This window comes from Thalassotalea ganghwensis, from assembly GCF_053485795.1.
Window position 1 is genome coordinate 168231 of sequence record NZ_JBQRUM010000002.1, and the last position, 17250, is coordinate 185480.

Here is a 17250-nt window from a genome sequence, read left to right on the forward strand (position 1 = left end):
TGCTTACTCTTAGCGACGGAGTAAGCATTTTTAACTGACTAAAAAGATTACACTATTCGTTCTTTTATTAATGTTTTAAGTTCAGCGATCTCTTTTTCTAAGTTTTCGATTTGCGCTCTACTTGCTGGCTCACCACCCTCAATGCTTTCGCCATGCTGCGCTGCACGATAAGCTTCATGCTCTTGTCCCATAACTTCGAGGATAGTACCGACCATCATATTCAAAAAGATAAATGCCGTTAAAAATATGAATGATATATAGAATATCCAGCTACTTGGGTATATTTCCATGGTCTCATACATTACATCAGTCCAATCCTCAAAGGTCGCGACTCGAAACAAGGTTAACATGGAAATAGATACGTTCCCCCACAGTACGGCATTAATTTCATTAAAAATCATGCTACCTACTGCGGCGTAGATGTAGAAAATCACAAACATCAGCAATGCTATATAGCCCATGCGAGGGATGGCTTTTAATAGCGCATTTATTAGCAACCTTAACTCTGGCACCATAGAGACTAGACGTAACACTCTAAATACTCTTAATAAGCGCGCAAGCAATACCCCTGAACCACCTGTTGGGATCAAGCTACCAATTACGATAATGGTATCAAAAATGTTCCAACCACTTTTGAAAAACGCTTTTTTATCCTTGCACGCAAGAAAACGAATAACGATTTCAATTAGAAAGAATACGGTGATCGCAACATCTAATATCGATAATAGTTGTAATGCATTAGGCGGTAAGCGATGCGTTTTAACCCCTATCAATAAGGCAGAAAGTACGATGACGATAATAACCGACCATTGAAAAATTGGACTTGAGTCGATACGTTTCAACCGAGCTTGCACTTTTAAAATATTAACTGACATCTTTAATACTCTTTATCTTTTACATTACCTAGCATTATCACCAACAAATGGATTTGAGCGGCGCTCTTCACCAAACGTACTCATAGGGCCATGGCCTGGAATAAAACGAACATCATCACCTAGTGGAAATAAGTTATCGCGAATAGAACGATAAAGGGTGTCAAAATCACCACGAGGAAAGTCTGTTCGTCCGATAGAGCCTTTAAACAATACATCACCGACTTGTGCAAGTTTTGAATCACGATGATAAAACACGACATGACCCGGCGTGTGACCTGGACAAAAATAGACTTCTAATTCAATATGGCCAAAAGAAACTGTATCACCCTGATCTAACCAACGATCTGGGGTAAAGTGTTCAGCATGAGCAAAGCCAAAACGTGTTTTTTGCTCTGGGATCAAATCAATCCAAAATTTATCTTCTTTATGTGGTCCTTCTATCGGCACACTATACTTACTCGCCAGTTCATTTGTCGCTCCGGCATGATCTATATGCGCATGCGTTAAGATAACTTTAGATAATGTCAGTTTATGCTGCTGTATAGCGGCAACAATCAACTCAATATCTCCGCCGGGGTCCACAACTACTGCTTGATTGGTTTCATCGCACCAAAATAATGTGCAATTTTGTTGAAATGGCGTCACTGGAATTATTTGAAATTGAAGCATTGTTCACCTTAGCTTTGTTGTATTAGCGCTATTTTAACGCATCAAGAATTGGCTTGGATAGTTTTTCCTTTCAACTAGCGCGCTTATGCAAACTTAATTTAGTTTATTTTTTGAGCGGCTTTTTATCGACTGTGGCAATTTTTTTACGAATTAACATAATTTTAACTTTTTGAGTTACTAATATTCCGCCAAAATACTTCCCTAAGCTAACCGATCTAGGTAAGCTCAATGACAAATTAAAAATAACAATATATCTAATTATGTCTATTACTAGAGATTCTTTTCATTCTCGCATTGGTTTTGTGCTTGCTGCAGCTGGTTCAGCTATAGGATTAGGGAATATATGGGGGTTTCCGACACAAGCCGCCAATAACGGCGGTGGCGCGTTCTTGTTCGTTTATTTGATCGTTACCGTACTACTTGCACTACCCGCTCTTTACGCTGAAATTTACATTGGTAATCAGGCTCAAAAAAATCCAGTCGCTGCCTTAGGTGATGCTTGTAAAGAAGTATCGACTCAACTTGGTAGAAAAGCCGGTTTACTCGGTTTAACTGGCGCGATCATGATGCTTAGTTTTTATACTATAGTCGCTGGCTGGATGCTCGCTCATGCATTATCTGCGCTTGCAGAGTTATTGAATGCACATGATTTATCTACTTGGCTCGCGACATCAAGCACACAAAGAAACCTTGTTTTTACGCCATTGTTTATTTTGTTAGGCGCAGGGATTATTCATCAAGGTGTCAATGCGGGTATAGAGAAGTGGTCAAGCAGGTTGATGCCGGTGTTGTTACTGATGTTAATCGGACTGATTATTTATATCTTGAGTCAGCCTGGCGCTGAACAAGGGTTAGAGACTTACTTGATCCCTGACTTTAATCGCGTAACCGATCCTGAGCTGATCATTTCAGCCATGGGACAAGCATTTTTCTCATTATCAATCGGCGTCGGCGGTATGATGGTTTATGGTTCTTACATGGAAAAGGGTAAGGACATGGGTAAACTTGTCCTGTCTATCACAGCACTCGATACCGGCATTGCATTTTTAGCTGGGCTGTTAATTATTCCAGCATTGTTTGTGGCTCAAGCTGCTGGCCAAGATGTATTTTCAGAAGGAAGGTTAATTGGCGAAGGTCAATTGATCTTTAATATTTTACCTGAGCTATTTAATTCGATGGGAACTATTGGTCTCGTGGTTAGCTGTGCGTTTTTTACGTTATTGTCGATTGCGGCACTGACATCAACGATTTCATCTACAGAAGTTCCTGTATCTTATCTAATGGAAGATAAAAAGTTGTCTCGTCACAAAGCAACATGGCTGGTATCTTTCATCGTTTTGTGTGCAAGCATGACATTGATTGCCAATTTTGAAATGCTTTTTGGGTTAGTCATTCGCGTACTCACCACCATGATGCAACCGATCAGCTGTTTATTCTATTTTATCGCCGTTGGTTGGATGTGGAATAGAGGTAACAAACTAAGAGATAAATCATTGCAAAATGGGCGTAAATGGCTGGTTTACTGGGGCAACTATATTCGTTTCGTTTGTCCTATTCTATTAAGTATTGTCTTTATTAACGTTGCCATCTTAAATTAACAATGAGAGCACGGTTGGTAACAGCCATAACTAACCGTGCCGTCATTATTACTATACATCTCTCCTTTTCTATTTCGTAATCACTGATTTACCTTTCAGAGCTACTGGCACCATAATATGGGCATAGTCGGTATCACTCCACATCACATAAGGCCCTCCCGATTTAGGGTCAGTTGTCACACCTTTTAGTAATGCTTTGGGAACGATAATCATAATATGTGGTCCTGTTTCGACATAGTCTTCGGCTTGCGTATGATTTTGATGATAAGGTGTTGAGTTGCTAACCCCAGAGCCACTTGGCTCTCCTTGCAACATATAAGAAATTCCAATGCTATCTGCTTCAAATGGTGCTTTACTTCCAACCGCCTGCATCATTTTCATCCATGTAGCATCATTACACATCGGTGCTTTATCTCCGGGCATAGTATCAGGCAAACATGTCCAACCATTGTTTCCTTGTCTCAAGACGCTGCCGTCCGTATCAAGAATAAGCGCTTGCCCACTAATCGCATCGGGTGCTGCTGACATTGCACGATTTATTTTACTTTGGGAGTCATCAGCATATGAGTAACCGCTGACCACATATAATGACGCTAAAGATACGATAAACATAGATGATAAATTCATAACTTCTCCTTACCTAGCTTTGGTTGTTAAGTGCTAAACAACCACATAGATAAAGATTTCTATGCGCAAACAATAGCGATTAAGCTATAAAGATAGTCGAAATAAATCAGTTACTCCAACTTGCTGAACTTTTAAAGCAGGCTCGTATTCACAACCTTACTGACAAACATTATTTCTCCCCGCTTTTTTAGCACGATACAAAGCTTCGTCTGCACTTTTTAGTGTTTGCTCAAACAATGCTTTTGGCGCTCTACTGGCAACACCGATCGAAATAGTGACATTAACGGTTTTCAAGTCATTATTTGCATTGCTTTTACTACGAGCCTTCTTGGTTTTGCGAAGTGGATGTCGAATAACAATGTCATAATTAGCAACATCATTTCTTAACTTTTCCAGTTCTGCAAGCGTTTCCTTAATCTCCTTTCTAGGAAAAACAATGGTAAACTCCTCACCTCCATACCTAAAGACTCTTCCGCCGCTTTTTACTTTAGATAGTTTTGCCGCGACCAATTTAAGTACTTGATCGCCGATATCATGACCATAATTATCGTTAAACTTTTTAAAGTGATCGACATCCAACATGGCAACGGTATATTTTCGCCCAAGAGATAAGATAAATTGCATTAACGCTCGTCGAGACGGCAACCCTGTCAATTCATCTCTAAAAGCCAGATAATATGAATCGATGACGACAATCAACAAATAGTGACAGAGCAGTAATGTTAAAATAACACTATTGGTTAACGCCAATTGCTGATTAAACATTAACGTCCAGATGACAAGTGTCGTTAATAATGCACTAACAAAAAGATTGGGCTGTTTGATACTTTTGGCTAATAAAACTAATCCCGCGAAATAAACGACGCAGTCTATTTGGAAAAAACTAAGGCCAAGCTGCCACTTATCGTAGCCTTTTATCAGTGTATAACCTTCCTGCCATAGGTACAGCCATAATTGCGCAAGTGCGATAACAGCAGCGAATAGAACAACTCGCACGATACCATGGAGAGAGAGCATTCCCCTATCTTGAATAAAAGCTAAAATTGTTAAACAAAATGTGCCCGCAATAAACATCCATTGTTTATTACCAGAAAACGGCATACTATCGAGTACCCCAAACTCTGTAATCGCATAATAAGCTAACCACAAAATACTCAAAAGTGTAATTCGACTTCGCCCAAACTGAAGTGAAAAAAGAATAACCATGGTAAAGAGTACTACGAGGATTTGTGCGATTAATGGTTCAAAGGATATCCAATAATCTTTCGTCGAATTTACAAGGATAAAAGCAATAGAGACTAATAATGCACTCCAAACCGTAGCTTTTAATCCTTCTAATTTTTTAATCAAGTATTTCTTCTCCTGTCATTTTCACGTAAAGTAGCGACCAACGAAGCAAACAAAATCACTGTTATTGTTGTGATGGAACGCCGTGATAGTTTATTAACCTATTAAGAAAGATAGATAATGATTAAACTTAACGATATTGTGAACATAGGCAGTAATCACTTACCTTTTAATCAAGCCAATAAAGTTCGCATTACCAATATAGTCGCGCTAATTACCACTTTTATTTCTGCTACTTACACAAGTTATTATTTTTTCGCGCTAGATACAATAACGATGGCCTTAATAAATACAGCTTTTACCTTGTCTTATTTGGGTACAATTGTCCTGAACCGCTTTGAACTGACTCGTAGCGCAAAGGTTTGGTTTTTCGTTATTCTAATGTTTCATCTAGTTATTTGTACAAATTTATATTTAACCAAAGAGTCTGGCTTTCACCTCTATTTTTTCTTAGTACCAACTGGGGCTTTCTTACTGTTTAATATTGAAGAGAAGCGTGAAAAATTCCTGCTTAGTATGGCAGCGGTGATTTTATTTTTCTATTGTGAAAATACCATAAATACCTCACCAATGATCGTTTTGTCTGATGAGATTAATCATATGCTTTTTCAATCGGTTATCTTTGTAAACATGGTAGAAGTTGTTTTAGTGATGACCATTTTTATCAATCAAATCGAGTGCAACGAACAACAGCTTAGTATTCAAGCTACGACTGATGAACTAACCAAAATTTATAATCGACGTTGTTTTTTTGAAAAAGGCGAGTACCTTACCAACCTCGCAAACAGAGGCAAACGCCCCCTTTCCGTGGTGTTAATAGATTTTGATTACTTTAAATCCATCAACGATAAGTATGGCCATTTCGCTGGCGATATTTGCTTAAAAGAGATCTGTAAAGTAATTAAAGGGCATTGTCGCTCTAATGATGTATTTGCTCGCTTAGGCGGTGAAGAGTTTGTCTTAGCATTACCTGAAACCACCCTTACTGAGGCAGAGAAAATCGCTGATAGGATCAGACAGTCTATTGCCGAACACGTTATAACCATTAAAGGGGATATACCAATAAAATGCACTGCAAGTATTGGTATTAGCAGTAATGAACAACATCAAGATGACATTCAAAAACTGTTGGGGCAAGCTGATGCTGCGCTTTATAAAGCAAAAGAAGAAGGACGTAACCGTGTTAAACTATTTGGCCTTCAATTTGCCTAACGCGTGGTAGCCTATCACTAGCACTCAATTGATATTCAAGTAAATATAACACTAGTTAACAACGCTGCTGGGAAGATTTCGTGGTTAAAATATTCAAAGCCCCAAAAAAACAGTCCTCCTCATTAAAAAAGGACGTCAAAGAATTAACAATAACCGCGATGAATCATGAAGGTGTTGGTATTGCTCGCGAGCAATCAAAAGTGTGTTTTGTCGAAGGAGCGCTGCTTGGTGAAACCGTATTGGCTAATGTTGTTGAAGAAAAAAAGAATTATCTTCGATTACATACCAAACGAGTTTTGTCCGCTAGCGAATACCGAATTGACCCTTCTTGCCCACACTATAAGTTCTGTGGAGGATGCCAACTGCAGCACTTCGATGCCAGCCAACAGGTTGTATCAAAACAAGAGGCGGTCGGGCAGCTTTTTAAAAAATTTGCAAAAGTCGACATTCAAGAATGGCAAGACGCAATTGCCTCTTCTCATCAATATTATCGTAGAACTGCTCGAATTGCGGTTTATTTTGATCGTCAAAAAAGTCAGTATGCCCTTGGGTTTCGTCAGCACAATTCAAAGAAAATTATCAACATTAGTCAATGTCATGTTTTAGATAGCCGATTTAAACAGATATTTTCAGTATTTAGCGAGTTGTTACCCTGCTTAAAAAACGGTCAAGCCATCACACATCTGCAGATTTATGGGGTAGATAAAGCTTATGTTATCGTTCGCCATATAAAACCATTGCCAAAGCAAGATATTGACTTAATTAACCAGGTCGGCATCGATAACCAATGGAAAATGGTGATGTCTCCTGAGCGGGGTATCTTTAAGTCATTGGATAATATTGATAATGAAAAACCTTATTATCAAATTAATTCTGAGCTGAAACTCTCTTTTAACTTTGATAACTTTATTCAAGTTAACGATCAAGTTAATCAACAAATGATTGCTCAGTCTCTTGATTGGTTAAATATATCCCGTAAAGACAACGTATTAGATCTGTTTTGTGGCATAGGTAACTTTAGTCTCGCCATTGCCAAAAAAGCTCAGCATGTCGTAGGAGTTGAAGGCGTTGATTCAGCAATAGCAATGGCAAAGTACAACGCCAAGCAAAACGATATCAGCAACTGCGAGTTTTACTGCCAAGACTTAACGCAACAATTAAAAAACCTAACGTGGTTTAAGGCAAATTACCAAATACTTGTACTCGATCCATCACGAACAGGGGCGTATGCAGTGCTTGAGCAATTACCGCTAAATCGCTTTAATCGCATACTTTATGTTTCATGCGATCCGGTGACGCTTGCAAGAGATAGCAAACTTATTTTAAACAGCGGATTTAACTTGAGTAAAATTAGTTTAATGAATATGTTCCCTCACACAAAACATATTGAAACTATGGTACTTTTTGATAAAAATACCGCTTAGTTATTAAGCTAACAACCATTAAAATAATTTGTCGCTATCTTTAATATTTTGCGTTGGTAAAGCCGTCGAATACCAGTAAGATGCGCCCATCTCTCCTGTTTTACAACCTGATATAACATGAAAAACTCTTCTAATTTCAACGTTAACCTTTTAGTTATTGTTTTCGTATTATTAACTTTGCTGATTTCGTCACTTGCGATGGCCTCAACGACGAAAACGATTGAAGCGACGGTATCGTCGTCATTTCAAGAGATAGAGCGTTCATTAAAACAGCTAAAAGCGAAAAATAGTTTGACCACTTCAGCTGTGAAGGCAGTACTTAGCGAGAAGTTGCTCCCTAACATCAACACCCGCTACTTCACCTTTAAAGTATTAGGAAAAAACCTCACCAAAGTACCTGGCGAGTTGAAGCCTGAATTTATTGAGGAATTATCTATTCAACTTATCAATAGTTATAGTACGTTGTTAGTAAAGTATGACAACGAAACATTAACGATTGGTCAAGCGAGTCTATCTAAAAGTGGGAAAATAGCGGTAGTTCCAATTGAATTAAATGGACAAGGTAAGCGTTATAGAGCGTCAGTGAGTTTGATCTTTGAGCATGATTCGTGGCAATTTTTTGATATTACTGTCGAAGGCATAAGTTTATTGCAAACCAAGCAACAAGAAATAAATTCAAGCTTTAGTAAAGTCGGCGTTGATGCTACCCTTGCACAGCTAAAAATAGCAAACTCAAAAATTAACTAAATTATACGAGAGGTAACAAAATAACTGATGTCTTCTTTCGCCGCTGCTTATGAAAACACTGCGCACACCCTCCAATGGCTTTCAGATAATAAAGCGATTATGACACTGCTGTGCTTTATTATTGTTTGGTTTTTGAAGTACTTATTGGTCAAAATGATCAAGCGCAAATCCAAGCAGGAGCGGCGCTTAAAAATTAATATCGTTAATAATATTTTTACCTTGATATTAATTTTATTGGTTTTTAATATTTGGTCAGAAGAAATTCAAAAGTTTGCCTTTTCAATTGCAGCATTTGTTGTCGCCATTGTTTTAGCGACACGAGAGTTTATTCAATGCTTTATTGGTTTTATCTATATTATTTCAAACCGCCCTTTTCGCATTGGTGATTGGATCCAAGTTGGGACGCATTTTGGCGAAGTACACTCGAGCGATTGGGCTAAACTTACCTTATTAGAAGTTGACAAAGATATATATCAATATACCGGTAAAACCTTATACCTGCCTAACAGTCAGTTAATCACCTTGCCCGTAAAAAACTTCAACTTTTTAAAGCGTTACGCCATGCATCACTTTACTATTGTACGCGATGCCAGCATTAATCCTTTTGAGTTCGTCGATGAATTAATGGAAAAAGCAAAAGAATATTGTGCAGATTTTTATGATGTTGCTATCCGCTATAACCAATTAATTGAAAATCGCTTAGACGTTAAAATTGCGGGGCCTGAGCCAGACATTCAAATTGAAACAACCGACTTAGGTGATACGAGAGTGTTATTTACCATATTCTGTCCAACTGACAGAGCAATGGATATTGAACAAAAACTAACGCGTGACTTTATGAAACTGTGGTTTGAACGAAAGGTCGAAAAAGCATAACAAATGATAAATAATCTCAGCTCTACATAAGAAATGCATTTCTAACGCCTATTTTTACTAACTTCTGCGTTATATTGTCGTGAATTAAGTAAAAAGTAGCGCGCTAGAACGTGACAGTGAGCTTAAGATTTTGTTTTATTGTATTCGAGCGATTTCTTATACAAACCTGAGGAGAAATAAGATGCACCAAAACTCTTCGGGTGCATCTTATCCAACGATTAACACATTATTGACGGGTAATTTTTAACGTACCATCCAAATGAACGTCACGCTGAGGAAAAGCGATGACGATATTTTCTCGTTCAAATAATTCATCTATCTTAAAACGAATATTACTTCTTACTAAACGAAGGCCACCTTCAACACTAGAGTGTATCCAAAAGTTCACTTCAAAAATTAAGGCATTATCTCCAAAATCCTCGAAACTCACCATGGGCTTAGGGTCGGATAGTACTTCTGATTGCGCCACGGTTGCCTCCATGATTAAATCAGCAACTTTCCTCGCTGGTGAACCATAAGCAACGCCAACTCTAACCGTCGTTCTTACTAAGCGGTCAACCAAGGTCCAGTTAATTACCGTATTTTCAAGCAATTTGCTATTAGGGATTAATAGGTGTACCCCATCGACTCTGCGGATCCTAGTCGAACGTGTATTAATTTTTTCAACGGTACCTTTTGCCTCTTCTACTTCGAGAAAATCACCAATGCGAATAGGCTTCTCCCAAATTAAAATCCAGCCGCTAATAAAGTTATTAATAATATTTTGCGCACCAAACCCAAAGCCTATGGCAATAGCACCTGATAAAAACGCAAAAGCGGTGATCGGAACATTGATAAAATCTAAGGTTGTGATCACCAAAACAATGATGGCAAGCACATACAACACACGTTGAATTAATAAAATGACATTCGGATCGGTATTGTTAGACGTTAACCGCTTGGTGACTGTTTTCACTAACCATTTGGTTAACAGAATACCGATAATGAGCAAAACAGGGATAAACAATATATCCCCGACAGTTATTGGCTGTTCTTGAACACTAAAAACCTGTAGTTCTAAGGCATTTTTGATTTTTGAGAACATAGCTACTCTTCGTTATTTTCACCGGAGGCAAGAAACACTTTAGATGGGTCAACAAGAAATCTCTTTCCCATCGCCTCTCTCCCCAATAGCATTAGATAACTCATATCAGAGCGATCAGTTAAGGTAATTTCAATGTTCCATTCATTGTCGCCTAAACGTGCATCAGTGGTAATAACATAACGTTGCTCTGACTTACCATTTGAAGACTTTATTTTTCGTATGTCGGTAATTGGCGACTGACAATGAACAATTTTATGAACATTGTGAACATCAGGGTGAATATCAAAACTAACCCAAGGCTTACCCTTTTGGGTTATTTTGGTAATATTGTCTACATGTAAAGACGATGTCTTCGCACCAGTATCAACACGAATTTGCATATCCTCTATGCCTAACTCAGGTAATGCGATACTCTCAAGTTTACCAATAATGGTTTTTTTAGATGCACTCATAAATACTCCTAAAGACTGCCTTCTGGCAATAATAATTCTTGCACCGTTTCGATATGTTCGGCAATATTTTCTTCATCTTCAGTGAAATAGGCGACATGGAACATTGCCTCTCCTTCTTGTACCAACGGGATATTCTGTTTGCCAATTAAGATCCCCGGGCGAGAAGCCTTAACGACATCAATAATATCACCATAGGGGCTTCCTATTTCTGCTAAAACTTGTCCTTTGCTTATCTGGTCGCCCAATTGTACGCGACTGTGAAAAATACCACTGGCCGTAGCTCTTAACCATTGACTGCCGTTAGCTACGAAGGGTTCTTGCACTTTTCGCTTGGTTCGTGATTTTCTCACCATACCTAAATACTGTAGTACATGATGAATACCTCGAATGCCAACTCTGATCGAGAATTCATCAAACCTCAGCGCTTCACCAGCTTCATAAAGCAAAACTTTTGTTCCTCGCTTTACCGCTGACTCTCGCAATGAGCCATCGACTAAATTTGAATTGAGGATCACCGGAGCACCAAAGACCTCGGCTAATTCTTTAGTTTGCTCATCAGTCATATTTGCTCTGATCTGGGGTAAGTTTGAGCGATGAATCGCACCGGTATGCAAATCAATACCATAATCACAATGACTGACGATTTCTTGCAAAAATATATGCGCTACTCGCCCCGCTAGTGACCCTTTGGGCGACCCAGGGAAACAGCGATTTAAATCACGTCTGTCCGGCATATAGCGACTCTGGTTAATAACACCATAAACATTTACCATCGCGACACATATAAGTGTCCCATGAGTCAACTTAAATTGTTTTTGACCAATAAGACGGCGAATAATTTCTAAACCATTAAGCTCATCGCCGTGAACTGCTGCACTAATAAAGACAGTAGGACCAGGCTTTTTTGCACGAGTAATATGAACAGGTATCGATACATCAGCATCGGTATACAGTTTCGCTACAGGCAATTCTATTTTACGTTGCTCACCCGGCAAAATTTCGTATTCACCAATACGCAATGCGCTCATCTTGTATCCTCTTAGCCTTTACCGCGCGTTCTGGTGTTATGCGGCTTGGCTTTCTTTTCAATAAAATCAAACACCATACCTGCAACGTCTTTACCTGTTGCTGTTTCGATCCCTTCCAAACCAGGCGAAGAATTAACTTCCATAACCATAGGACCGTTTTGAGAGCGCAATAAATCAACACCACAAAAACTTAATCCCATCACTTTGGCAGCATTTACCGCGGTTTCTCTTTCTTGTTTAGTTAATTTAACCACTTCGGCTGAACCACCACGGTGTAAATTCGAACGAAACTCACCTTCTGCTCCTTGACGTTTCATCGCTGCAACAACACGGTCGCCAACAACAAGACAACGAATATCTGCGCCACCGGCTTCTTTAATAAACTCTTGCACCAAAATATTAGCTTTAAGCCCCATAAAAGCTTCAATGATCGCTTCAGCCGCTTTAGAAGTTTCCGCCAATACAACACCAATGCCTTGTGTTCCCTCAAGCAGTTTAATTACAACTGGAGCGCCACCAACATTTTTAATCAAATCCTTAATATTATCGGGCTTACGAGCAAACCCTGTTCTTGGCAAGCCAATTCCTTTTCGAGACAATAGCTGTAATGATCTTAATTTATCTCTTGAACGACTAATCGCGACAGATTCATTGATATTAAACGTGCCCATCATTTCAAATTGACGAGCCACCGCTGTCCCATAAAATGTTACCGAAGCGCCGATACGTGGAATAATGGCATCATATTTAGGGAGTTGTGCACCGTGATAACGCACTGTCGGCCGACTACTGGTAATATCCATGTAGCAATGCAACGTGTCTATAACATCTACCTCATGCCCTTTTGCTTCGCCCGCCTCTTTTAAACGGCGTGTGGAGTATAAGTTTTCATTTCTCGATAGAATTGCTATTTTCATAAGAATAAATCCTAATTATTATCAATATATTATGTTCAGGGTGAGGAAAATAAGTTGCGCAGTTTATAGTTTAGTTTAGCATCATTAAAACGCTAAATTTTGCTTAGTTTGATAAAAATTTTTGATTAAACTAATGTCTTGATAGAATAAATTGATAACCATTACTCGGCGCTTTTAACGAAAAGCATACGGTACTATGAAAATTGAACTGTTAAAAACCTTTCTTGAAGTCAGCAGAACATTGCACTTCAGACTAGCCTCAGAAGCATTATTTATTACACAGTCAGCAGTGAGTGCCCGAATTAAGCTACTTGAAGACGATTTAGGTGTACTATTATTTGATCGCAGTCAAAAGCACTTAAAACTCACACCCGAAGGCCATCGCTTAGTCAAACATGCCAATGAATTGTTATTTCTGTGGCAAAAAACCAAACAAGATGTCGGTATTGCTAAGAACGATTCACAACAGCTTGTTATTGGTGCCATGAACTCGATATGGGACATTATCTTGCAAAACTGGTTACAAAAAATCGATCGAAACATTGATGATGTCAGTCTGTTAACCAATACCCACTCTTCGCTTGAATTAAGAAAGAACATCCTTAACCGCATTGTCGATATCGCTTTTCTTTTTGAGCCCCCCTACATTGAAGATATGATCTCTGAAAAAGTTGCGTCCGTTCCACTGCACTTAGTATCGACTGAACCACTTTCACTAAATGAGATATTTGAACAAAACCAATACGTGATGGTGGATTATGGAGAATCAATTAACGTACAACACTCTAGGGCGTTTCAAGATCATGCAAAAATTAAACATCACATGAGCCAGCCCCGCATTGCACTGAACTTTATTCTTAATGCTGGCGGAAGCGCTTATCTTCCAAGACAGATGACCTTTGAATTTATTCAAAATGAACGACTGCACTTAATCGAAGAAGCGCCGGTATTTTCACGGGATATTTATGCCATTTATTTGGCTAAAAGCCAAAAAGTAGAAGTGATAGAACAAGCGCTTAACTTATTTCCCTATGTAAAAGTTTAACCACTGCCAAATGTAATACTAGTTGAGCTGATAATTTTAATTAACACTTACACACGCGATTTCGTCCTTGGTGCTTGGATTGATATAAGGCGTCGTCGGTTCGTTCAAATAACGTTTCAGTGGTATCTTGATTCAATAACGCCTGCGAAACGCCAGCACTTATGGTGATGTTTAACGCTGTTTGTTCATTGATAACAAAAGAGTGATTGGCCACTTCAAAAACAATACGGTCGGCGATTGCTAAACCCGTATCAATATCCGAGCGCGGTAAAATAATCGCAAATTCTTCTCCGCCAACGCGAGCAAAGGTATCGTTTAAGCGAATTAAATGTCCGATCAAGGTTGTTAACTGAATAAGGATCTGGTTACCAACAGCATGACCATAGTGATCATTAACCTCTTTAAAATAATCAATATCAATGATAACTAAGGTCAAGGGTAGACTATGTCGAACACTGTATGCGAGTTCTTTTTCGATGGCCTGTTGAAAATGGCGATTATTGTACACTTTGGTTAATGGGTCGATAAGTGTCAATTCAACCAGTGTTTTATTTTCTTCTAGCTGTTGCTCTAACGAACTGATCAAAGCTTCTCGCGCGGAAACATCTCTAATCGTTGCCAACGCATTCTTACCATATGGCCCATCGATTAAGTTAAGGGTAATTTCAACAAATATTGGTTCCCCTATGCTGTTTACTGCAATGAGTTTACCGCGATCCTTTCCCATTCGACGAATACCACCAGTTTCGAAATAACGGGTCATATGATGATGATGGTCGCCACTATGTTCGCTATGCATCAACTCTGAAACATTCATTTGTTCCAATTGTAATTTATTGTAGCCAAACAACTGACATGCGCGTTCGTTTGCTTTGACAATATTGCCTCTATCGTCAACTTTTAAATTTGCATCAGGGGCCATCTCAAACAATTTTTCACTTTCTTCAAGCGCAAGTTTGGTAACCGCATATGCTTTATCCATTTCTTTTAAATTGCGACGATACTTCGCTTCAATTTCTTTTAATTTAGTAATGTCGCTATGTGCACCCAACATACGATGAGCGACATTATTTTCATCTCGTATCGCTATTCCTCTACAACGAATCCAAACCGTTGAACCGTTTTTGTGGCGATAACGAACGGTTTGATCGTATGGATAACTAGGGTCTTTGTAATGACGTTTAAAATTAGTGATAGCGATGGCTAAATCATCTTCATAAATAATATTTTGCCATTCACTTGCTAGGTGTTTTTTGTCTTGAGGATCATAGCCTAGGACGGTCCAAAATTTTTCATTCATCCATTCGTTTTCAGGATTATCCAAATCCCAATACCACAACCCATCTAGGCTTGCATCTTGAATGAAGTCAAACACTTTATCATCTGATCTTATCAGTTGATATAACTCTTCCTGTAAGTAATTTTTCTTTCGGCTCATCGCTAAACTTATCATCCATATACAACGGTATAAGCTTAGGAAAGAATCACGAAATGAACAAATAAACGAATAAAAAAAGCAGTACGGCTGTACTGCTCTTTTTCATTTTTTGTGCTAAAAGTTTTTACTATTAATGAGTTTTAAGCCGTCGGTAACTTTTTAATTGGTAGGTAGTCACTAGCAACTAACTCATCATTAATACAACTGAGTAAATAAGCCGTCATATCTTTTTCAGCTACTTCATCTTCCTGAGCATATTCTTGACAAGTACTTAATAAACTTAAGACGTACTCTTCTGGCGCTTCCTGTGGAGTCTGTTCTTCACTATAGGCGGTAAAAGAAAACACAGTGAGTGTTGCAGCAATAACTAATAAATTTTTCATTTAACTATCTCTTATTTGAGGTTTGGTTACATATCCCAATAATCGCTGAGCGTATTGGTCTCTTTGTCAAAACGCCTTTCTTCGTAAAGCGATTCTATTCTTTGTTTAATGCGATATTTTTGCTTTGCTGTTTTCCTTATATTGGTTTTCTGAGGGTTGCTATATGCAATCTCATAACCACTAATACCATTAAGTAACTCTTCATCAACATCTACATCGTCTTCATAGTCATCAATGATCATTGGCTTTACCTTCTAAAAAATTCCACTGGGCTACCACCCTCTGTACAATTAAACATAGAAGCTATGTTTGGCTGAATAATGTGCCCAAATATCTGATAAGAAAAGCTAAATATTTTAGGGATATCAATCAAAACTTTTGATTGATAAAAATAAAAAAGCCAGCTCGAACAAGCTGGCTTTTTTCAACAATAACACAATAAAATCAAAGCATTAAAATAAACTCATCAATAATTAAACCAACGATTCACTGACAACAAGTGATCGTTGTATAAATTCTTAACGCTCAATCAACTAAAACCATTTTTGCTTTTTAAATACAACGACCTGGGCAACCACTACCACGATCAGAATAAATATAAAAATACCAAAGGCATAAGGGTTTTCTGCACCTGGAATGCCGCCAACATTGATACCCAGCAAGCCAGTTAAAAAACCTAAAGGTAAAAACACAGCCGCAACAATCGATAAAACATACATACGATTATTCATTTGCTCGGCTATACGATTATTAAGTTCTTCTTGAGTGACCGCTGCACGATCTTTAATCGAATCGAGTTCCTCGATAAAACGCGTTAGGTGATCGGTAGTTTCTCGTAATTGTACTTTCTGCTCACTAGTAAACAAGGTGGATCGATCACTTAACAATTGCGTCATTGCTTCTTTTTGTGGTGCTAAATAACGACGTAATGAAATAATTTGACGACGTAAGTCAGCAATTTCATTTCTTAGGGAATAGCTACTCGACGTTAACATACTTTCTTCAATTTCACTGACTTTATCTTCAATTTCAACAATTGTATTCGCCATACGATTAATTAGGCGATCAGCTAATATGGTAACTAGCTCACTCGGAGTTGTCGGTCCGTGACCCGACTCAAAATCATTGGCAATATCTCGAGCTGACAACAAGGTGCGCCGACGAGTACTAACAACCCTATCGCTCGCCAACCATACTCGAATAGAAACCATATCTTCAGGATCACTACCCGGTGCTAGGTTAACCCCTCTAAAGGAAATGAGTACGCCATCATCGACCGAGGTAGCTCTTGGACGTGTTTCTTCATTTAACAACGCACTGATGACAACGGGATTCAGTTGACTACATTCCTTCAGCCATTGCTTAGTTTTTTCAGCGGTATAATCAAAATGCAGCCAGTAAGGACGCTGGCTATCCAATGTGCTTAGAGAATCAATAGATTCAGCTTGTTGTCGATCACTAAAATAGTAGCCATAAATGAAATCACTGCGCATATGTGTAAATTCCAATATCAAGACATTACCAGTCT

At 38.5% G+C, this 17250-nt stretch carries 18 protein-coding genes; 6 read left to right on the plus strand and 12 right to left on the minus strand.

The annotated features are described in order from the left end of the window. Positions 1-47: 47 nt before the first annotated feature. Both ACSLUH_RS02685 and ACSLUH_RS02690 read right to left on the minus strand, forming a co-directional pair. The gene (locus tag ACSLUH_RS02685) at positions 48-875 is read right to left on the minus strand and encodes an ion transporter (protein ID WP_448564324.1); all 828 of its coding nucleotides are present in this window, start codon (positions 873-875) and stop codon (positions 48-50) included. Between the two features lie 24 nt (positions 876-899). Continuing rightward, positions 900-1544 carry an MBL fold metallo-hydrolase gene (locus ACSLUH_RS02690; RefSeq protein WP_448564326.1) on the minus strand — a complete coding sequence of 215 codons (645 nt, stop codon included), beginning with the start codon at positions 1542-1544 and terminating at the stop codon, positions 900-902. A gap of 260 nt (positions 1545-1804) precedes the next feature. Between ACSLUH_RS02690 and ACSLUH_RS02695 the strand changes: the two genes are divergently transcribed. Further along, complete coding sequence (locus ACSLUH_RS02695) at positions 1805-3142, plus strand: sodium-dependent transporter (protein WP_448564328.1); 1338 nt, start codon at positions 1805-1807, stop codon at positions 3140-3142. A 69-nt stretch (positions 3143-3211) separates the two neighbouring features. Here the strand turns inward: ACSLUH_RS02695 and ACSLUH_RS02700 are convergent, their stop codons facing one another. Both ACSLUH_RS02700 and ACSLUH_RS02705 read right to left on the minus strand, forming a co-directional pair. After that, the gene (locus ACSLUH_RS02700) at positions 3212-3769 is read right to left on the minus strand and encodes a hypothetical protein (RefSeq protein ID WP_448564330.1); all 558 of its coding nucleotides are present in this window, start codon (positions 3767-3769) and stop codon (positions 3212-3214) included. A gap of 156 nt (positions 3770-3925) precedes the next feature. Next, on the minus strand, positions 3926-5119 hold the full coding sequence (locus ACSLUH_RS02705) for a GGDEF domain-containing protein (protein ID WP_448564332.1): 1194 nt from the start codon (positions 5117-5119) through the stop codon (positions 3926-3928). Positions 5120-5236: 117 nt separating this feature from the next. Here ACSLUH_RS02705 and ACSLUH_RS02710 point away from each other — a divergent pair, with 117 nt between their 5' ends. From ACSLUH_RS02710 to ACSLUH_RS02725, 4 genes are all read left to right on the plus strand, one after another. Next, complete coding sequence (locus tag ACSLUH_RS02710) at positions 5237-6328, plus strand: GGDEF domain-containing protein (protein ID WP_448564334.1); 1092 nt, start codon at positions 5237-5239, stop codon at positions 6326-6328. A gap of 80 nt (positions 6329-6408) precedes the next feature. Next, positions 6409-7752, plus strand: a complete 1344-nt coding sequence (gene rlmD, locus ACSLUH_RS02715; protein WP_448564336.1) for a 23S rRNA (uracil(1939)-C(5))-methyltransferase RlmD — start codon at positions 6409-6411, stop codon at positions 7750-7752. Positions 7753-7869: 117 nt separating this feature from the next. Next, complete coding sequence (locus ACSLUH_RS02720; RefSeq protein WP_448564338.1) at positions 7870-8499, plus strand: MlaC/ttg2D family ABC transporter substrate-binding protein; 630 nt, start codon at positions 7870-7872, stop codon at positions 8497-8499. Positions 8500-8526: 27 nt separating this feature from the next. Next, complete coding sequence (locus tag ACSLUH_RS02725) at positions 8527-9375, plus strand: mechanosensitive ion channel family protein (RefSeq protein ID WP_448564340.1); 849 nt, start codon at positions 8527-8529, stop codon at positions 9373-9375. Positions 9376-9601: 226 nt separating this feature from the next. On the opposite strand, the gene ACSLUH_RS02730 is transcribed toward ACSLUH_RS02725, so the two are convergent. Genes ACSLUH_RS02730 through rimK form a run of 4 tightly spaced genes read right to left on the minus strand, consistent with a single transcriptional unit; the run spans position 9602 to position 12856 of the window. Then, positions 9602-10459, minus strand: a complete 858-nt coding sequence (locus ACSLUH_RS02730) for a mechanosensitive ion channel family protein (protein ID WP_448564342.1) — start codon at positions 10457-10459, stop codon at positions 9602-9604. A gap of 2 nt (positions 10460-10461) precedes the next feature. Beyond that, positions 10462-10911 (minus strand): ATP-dependent zinc protease family protein, encoded by a 450-nt coding sequence (locus ACSLUH_RS02735; protein ID WP_448564344.1) that lies wholly within the window; start codon positions 10909-10911, stop codon positions 10462-10464. Positions 10912-10919: 8 nt separating this feature from the next. Beyond that, positions 10920-11939, minus strand: a complete 1020-nt coding sequence (locus tag ACSLUH_RS02740; RefSeq protein ID WP_448564346.1) for a succinylglutamate desuccinylase/aspartoacylase family protein — start codon at positions 11937-11939, stop codon at positions 10920-10922. Positions 11940-11950: 11 nt separating this feature from the next. After that, a complete protein-coding gene (gene rimK / locus ACSLUH_RS02745; protein ID WP_448564348.1) occupies positions 11951-12856 on the minus strand; it encodes a 30S ribosomal protein S6--L-glutamate ligase in 906 nt (301 codons plus the stop codon). Between the two features lie 196 nt (positions 12857-13052). On the opposite strand from rimK, the gene ACSLUH_RS02750 reads away from it, so the two are divergent. Continuing rightward, positions 13053-13901, plus strand: a complete 849-nt coding sequence (locus tag ACSLUH_RS02750; RefSeq protein WP_448564350.1) for a LysR family transcriptional regulator — start codon at positions 13053-13055, stop codon at positions 13899-13901. Positions 13902-13941: 40 nt separating this feature from the next. On the opposite strand, the gene ACSLUH_RS02755 is transcribed toward ACSLUH_RS02750, so the two are convergent. The 4 genes from ACSLUH_RS02755 to ACSLUH_RS02770 form a co-directional block, all read right to left on the minus strand. Beyond that, the gene (locus ACSLUH_RS02755; RefSeq protein WP_448564352.1) at positions 13942-15339 is read right to left on the minus strand and encodes a GGDEF domain-containing protein; all 1398 of its coding nucleotides are present in this window, start codon (positions 15337-15339) and stop codon (positions 13942-13944) included. A 140-nt stretch (positions 15340-15479) separates the two neighbouring features. Continuing rightward, positions 15480-15722 carry a hypothetical protein gene (locus tag ACSLUH_RS02760; protein WP_448564354.1) on the minus strand — a complete coding sequence of 81 codons (243 nt, stop codon included), beginning with the start codon at positions 15720-15722 and terminating at the stop codon, positions 15480-15482. A 26-nt stretch (positions 15723-15748) separates the two neighbouring features. Beyond that, on the minus strand, positions 15749-15964 hold the full coding sequence (locus tag ACSLUH_RS02765; protein ID WP_448564355.1) for a hypothetical protein: 216 nt from the start codon (positions 15962-15964) through the stop codon (positions 15749-15751). A gap of 291 nt (positions 15965-16255) precedes the next feature. Beyond that, positions 16256-17215, minus strand: coding sequence for a zinc transporter ZntB (locus ACSLUH_RS02770; RefSeq protein ID WP_448564357.1), 960 nt, complete (start codon positions 17213-17215; stop codon positions 16256-16258). Between the last annotated feature and the right edge of the window lie 35 nt (positions 17216-17250).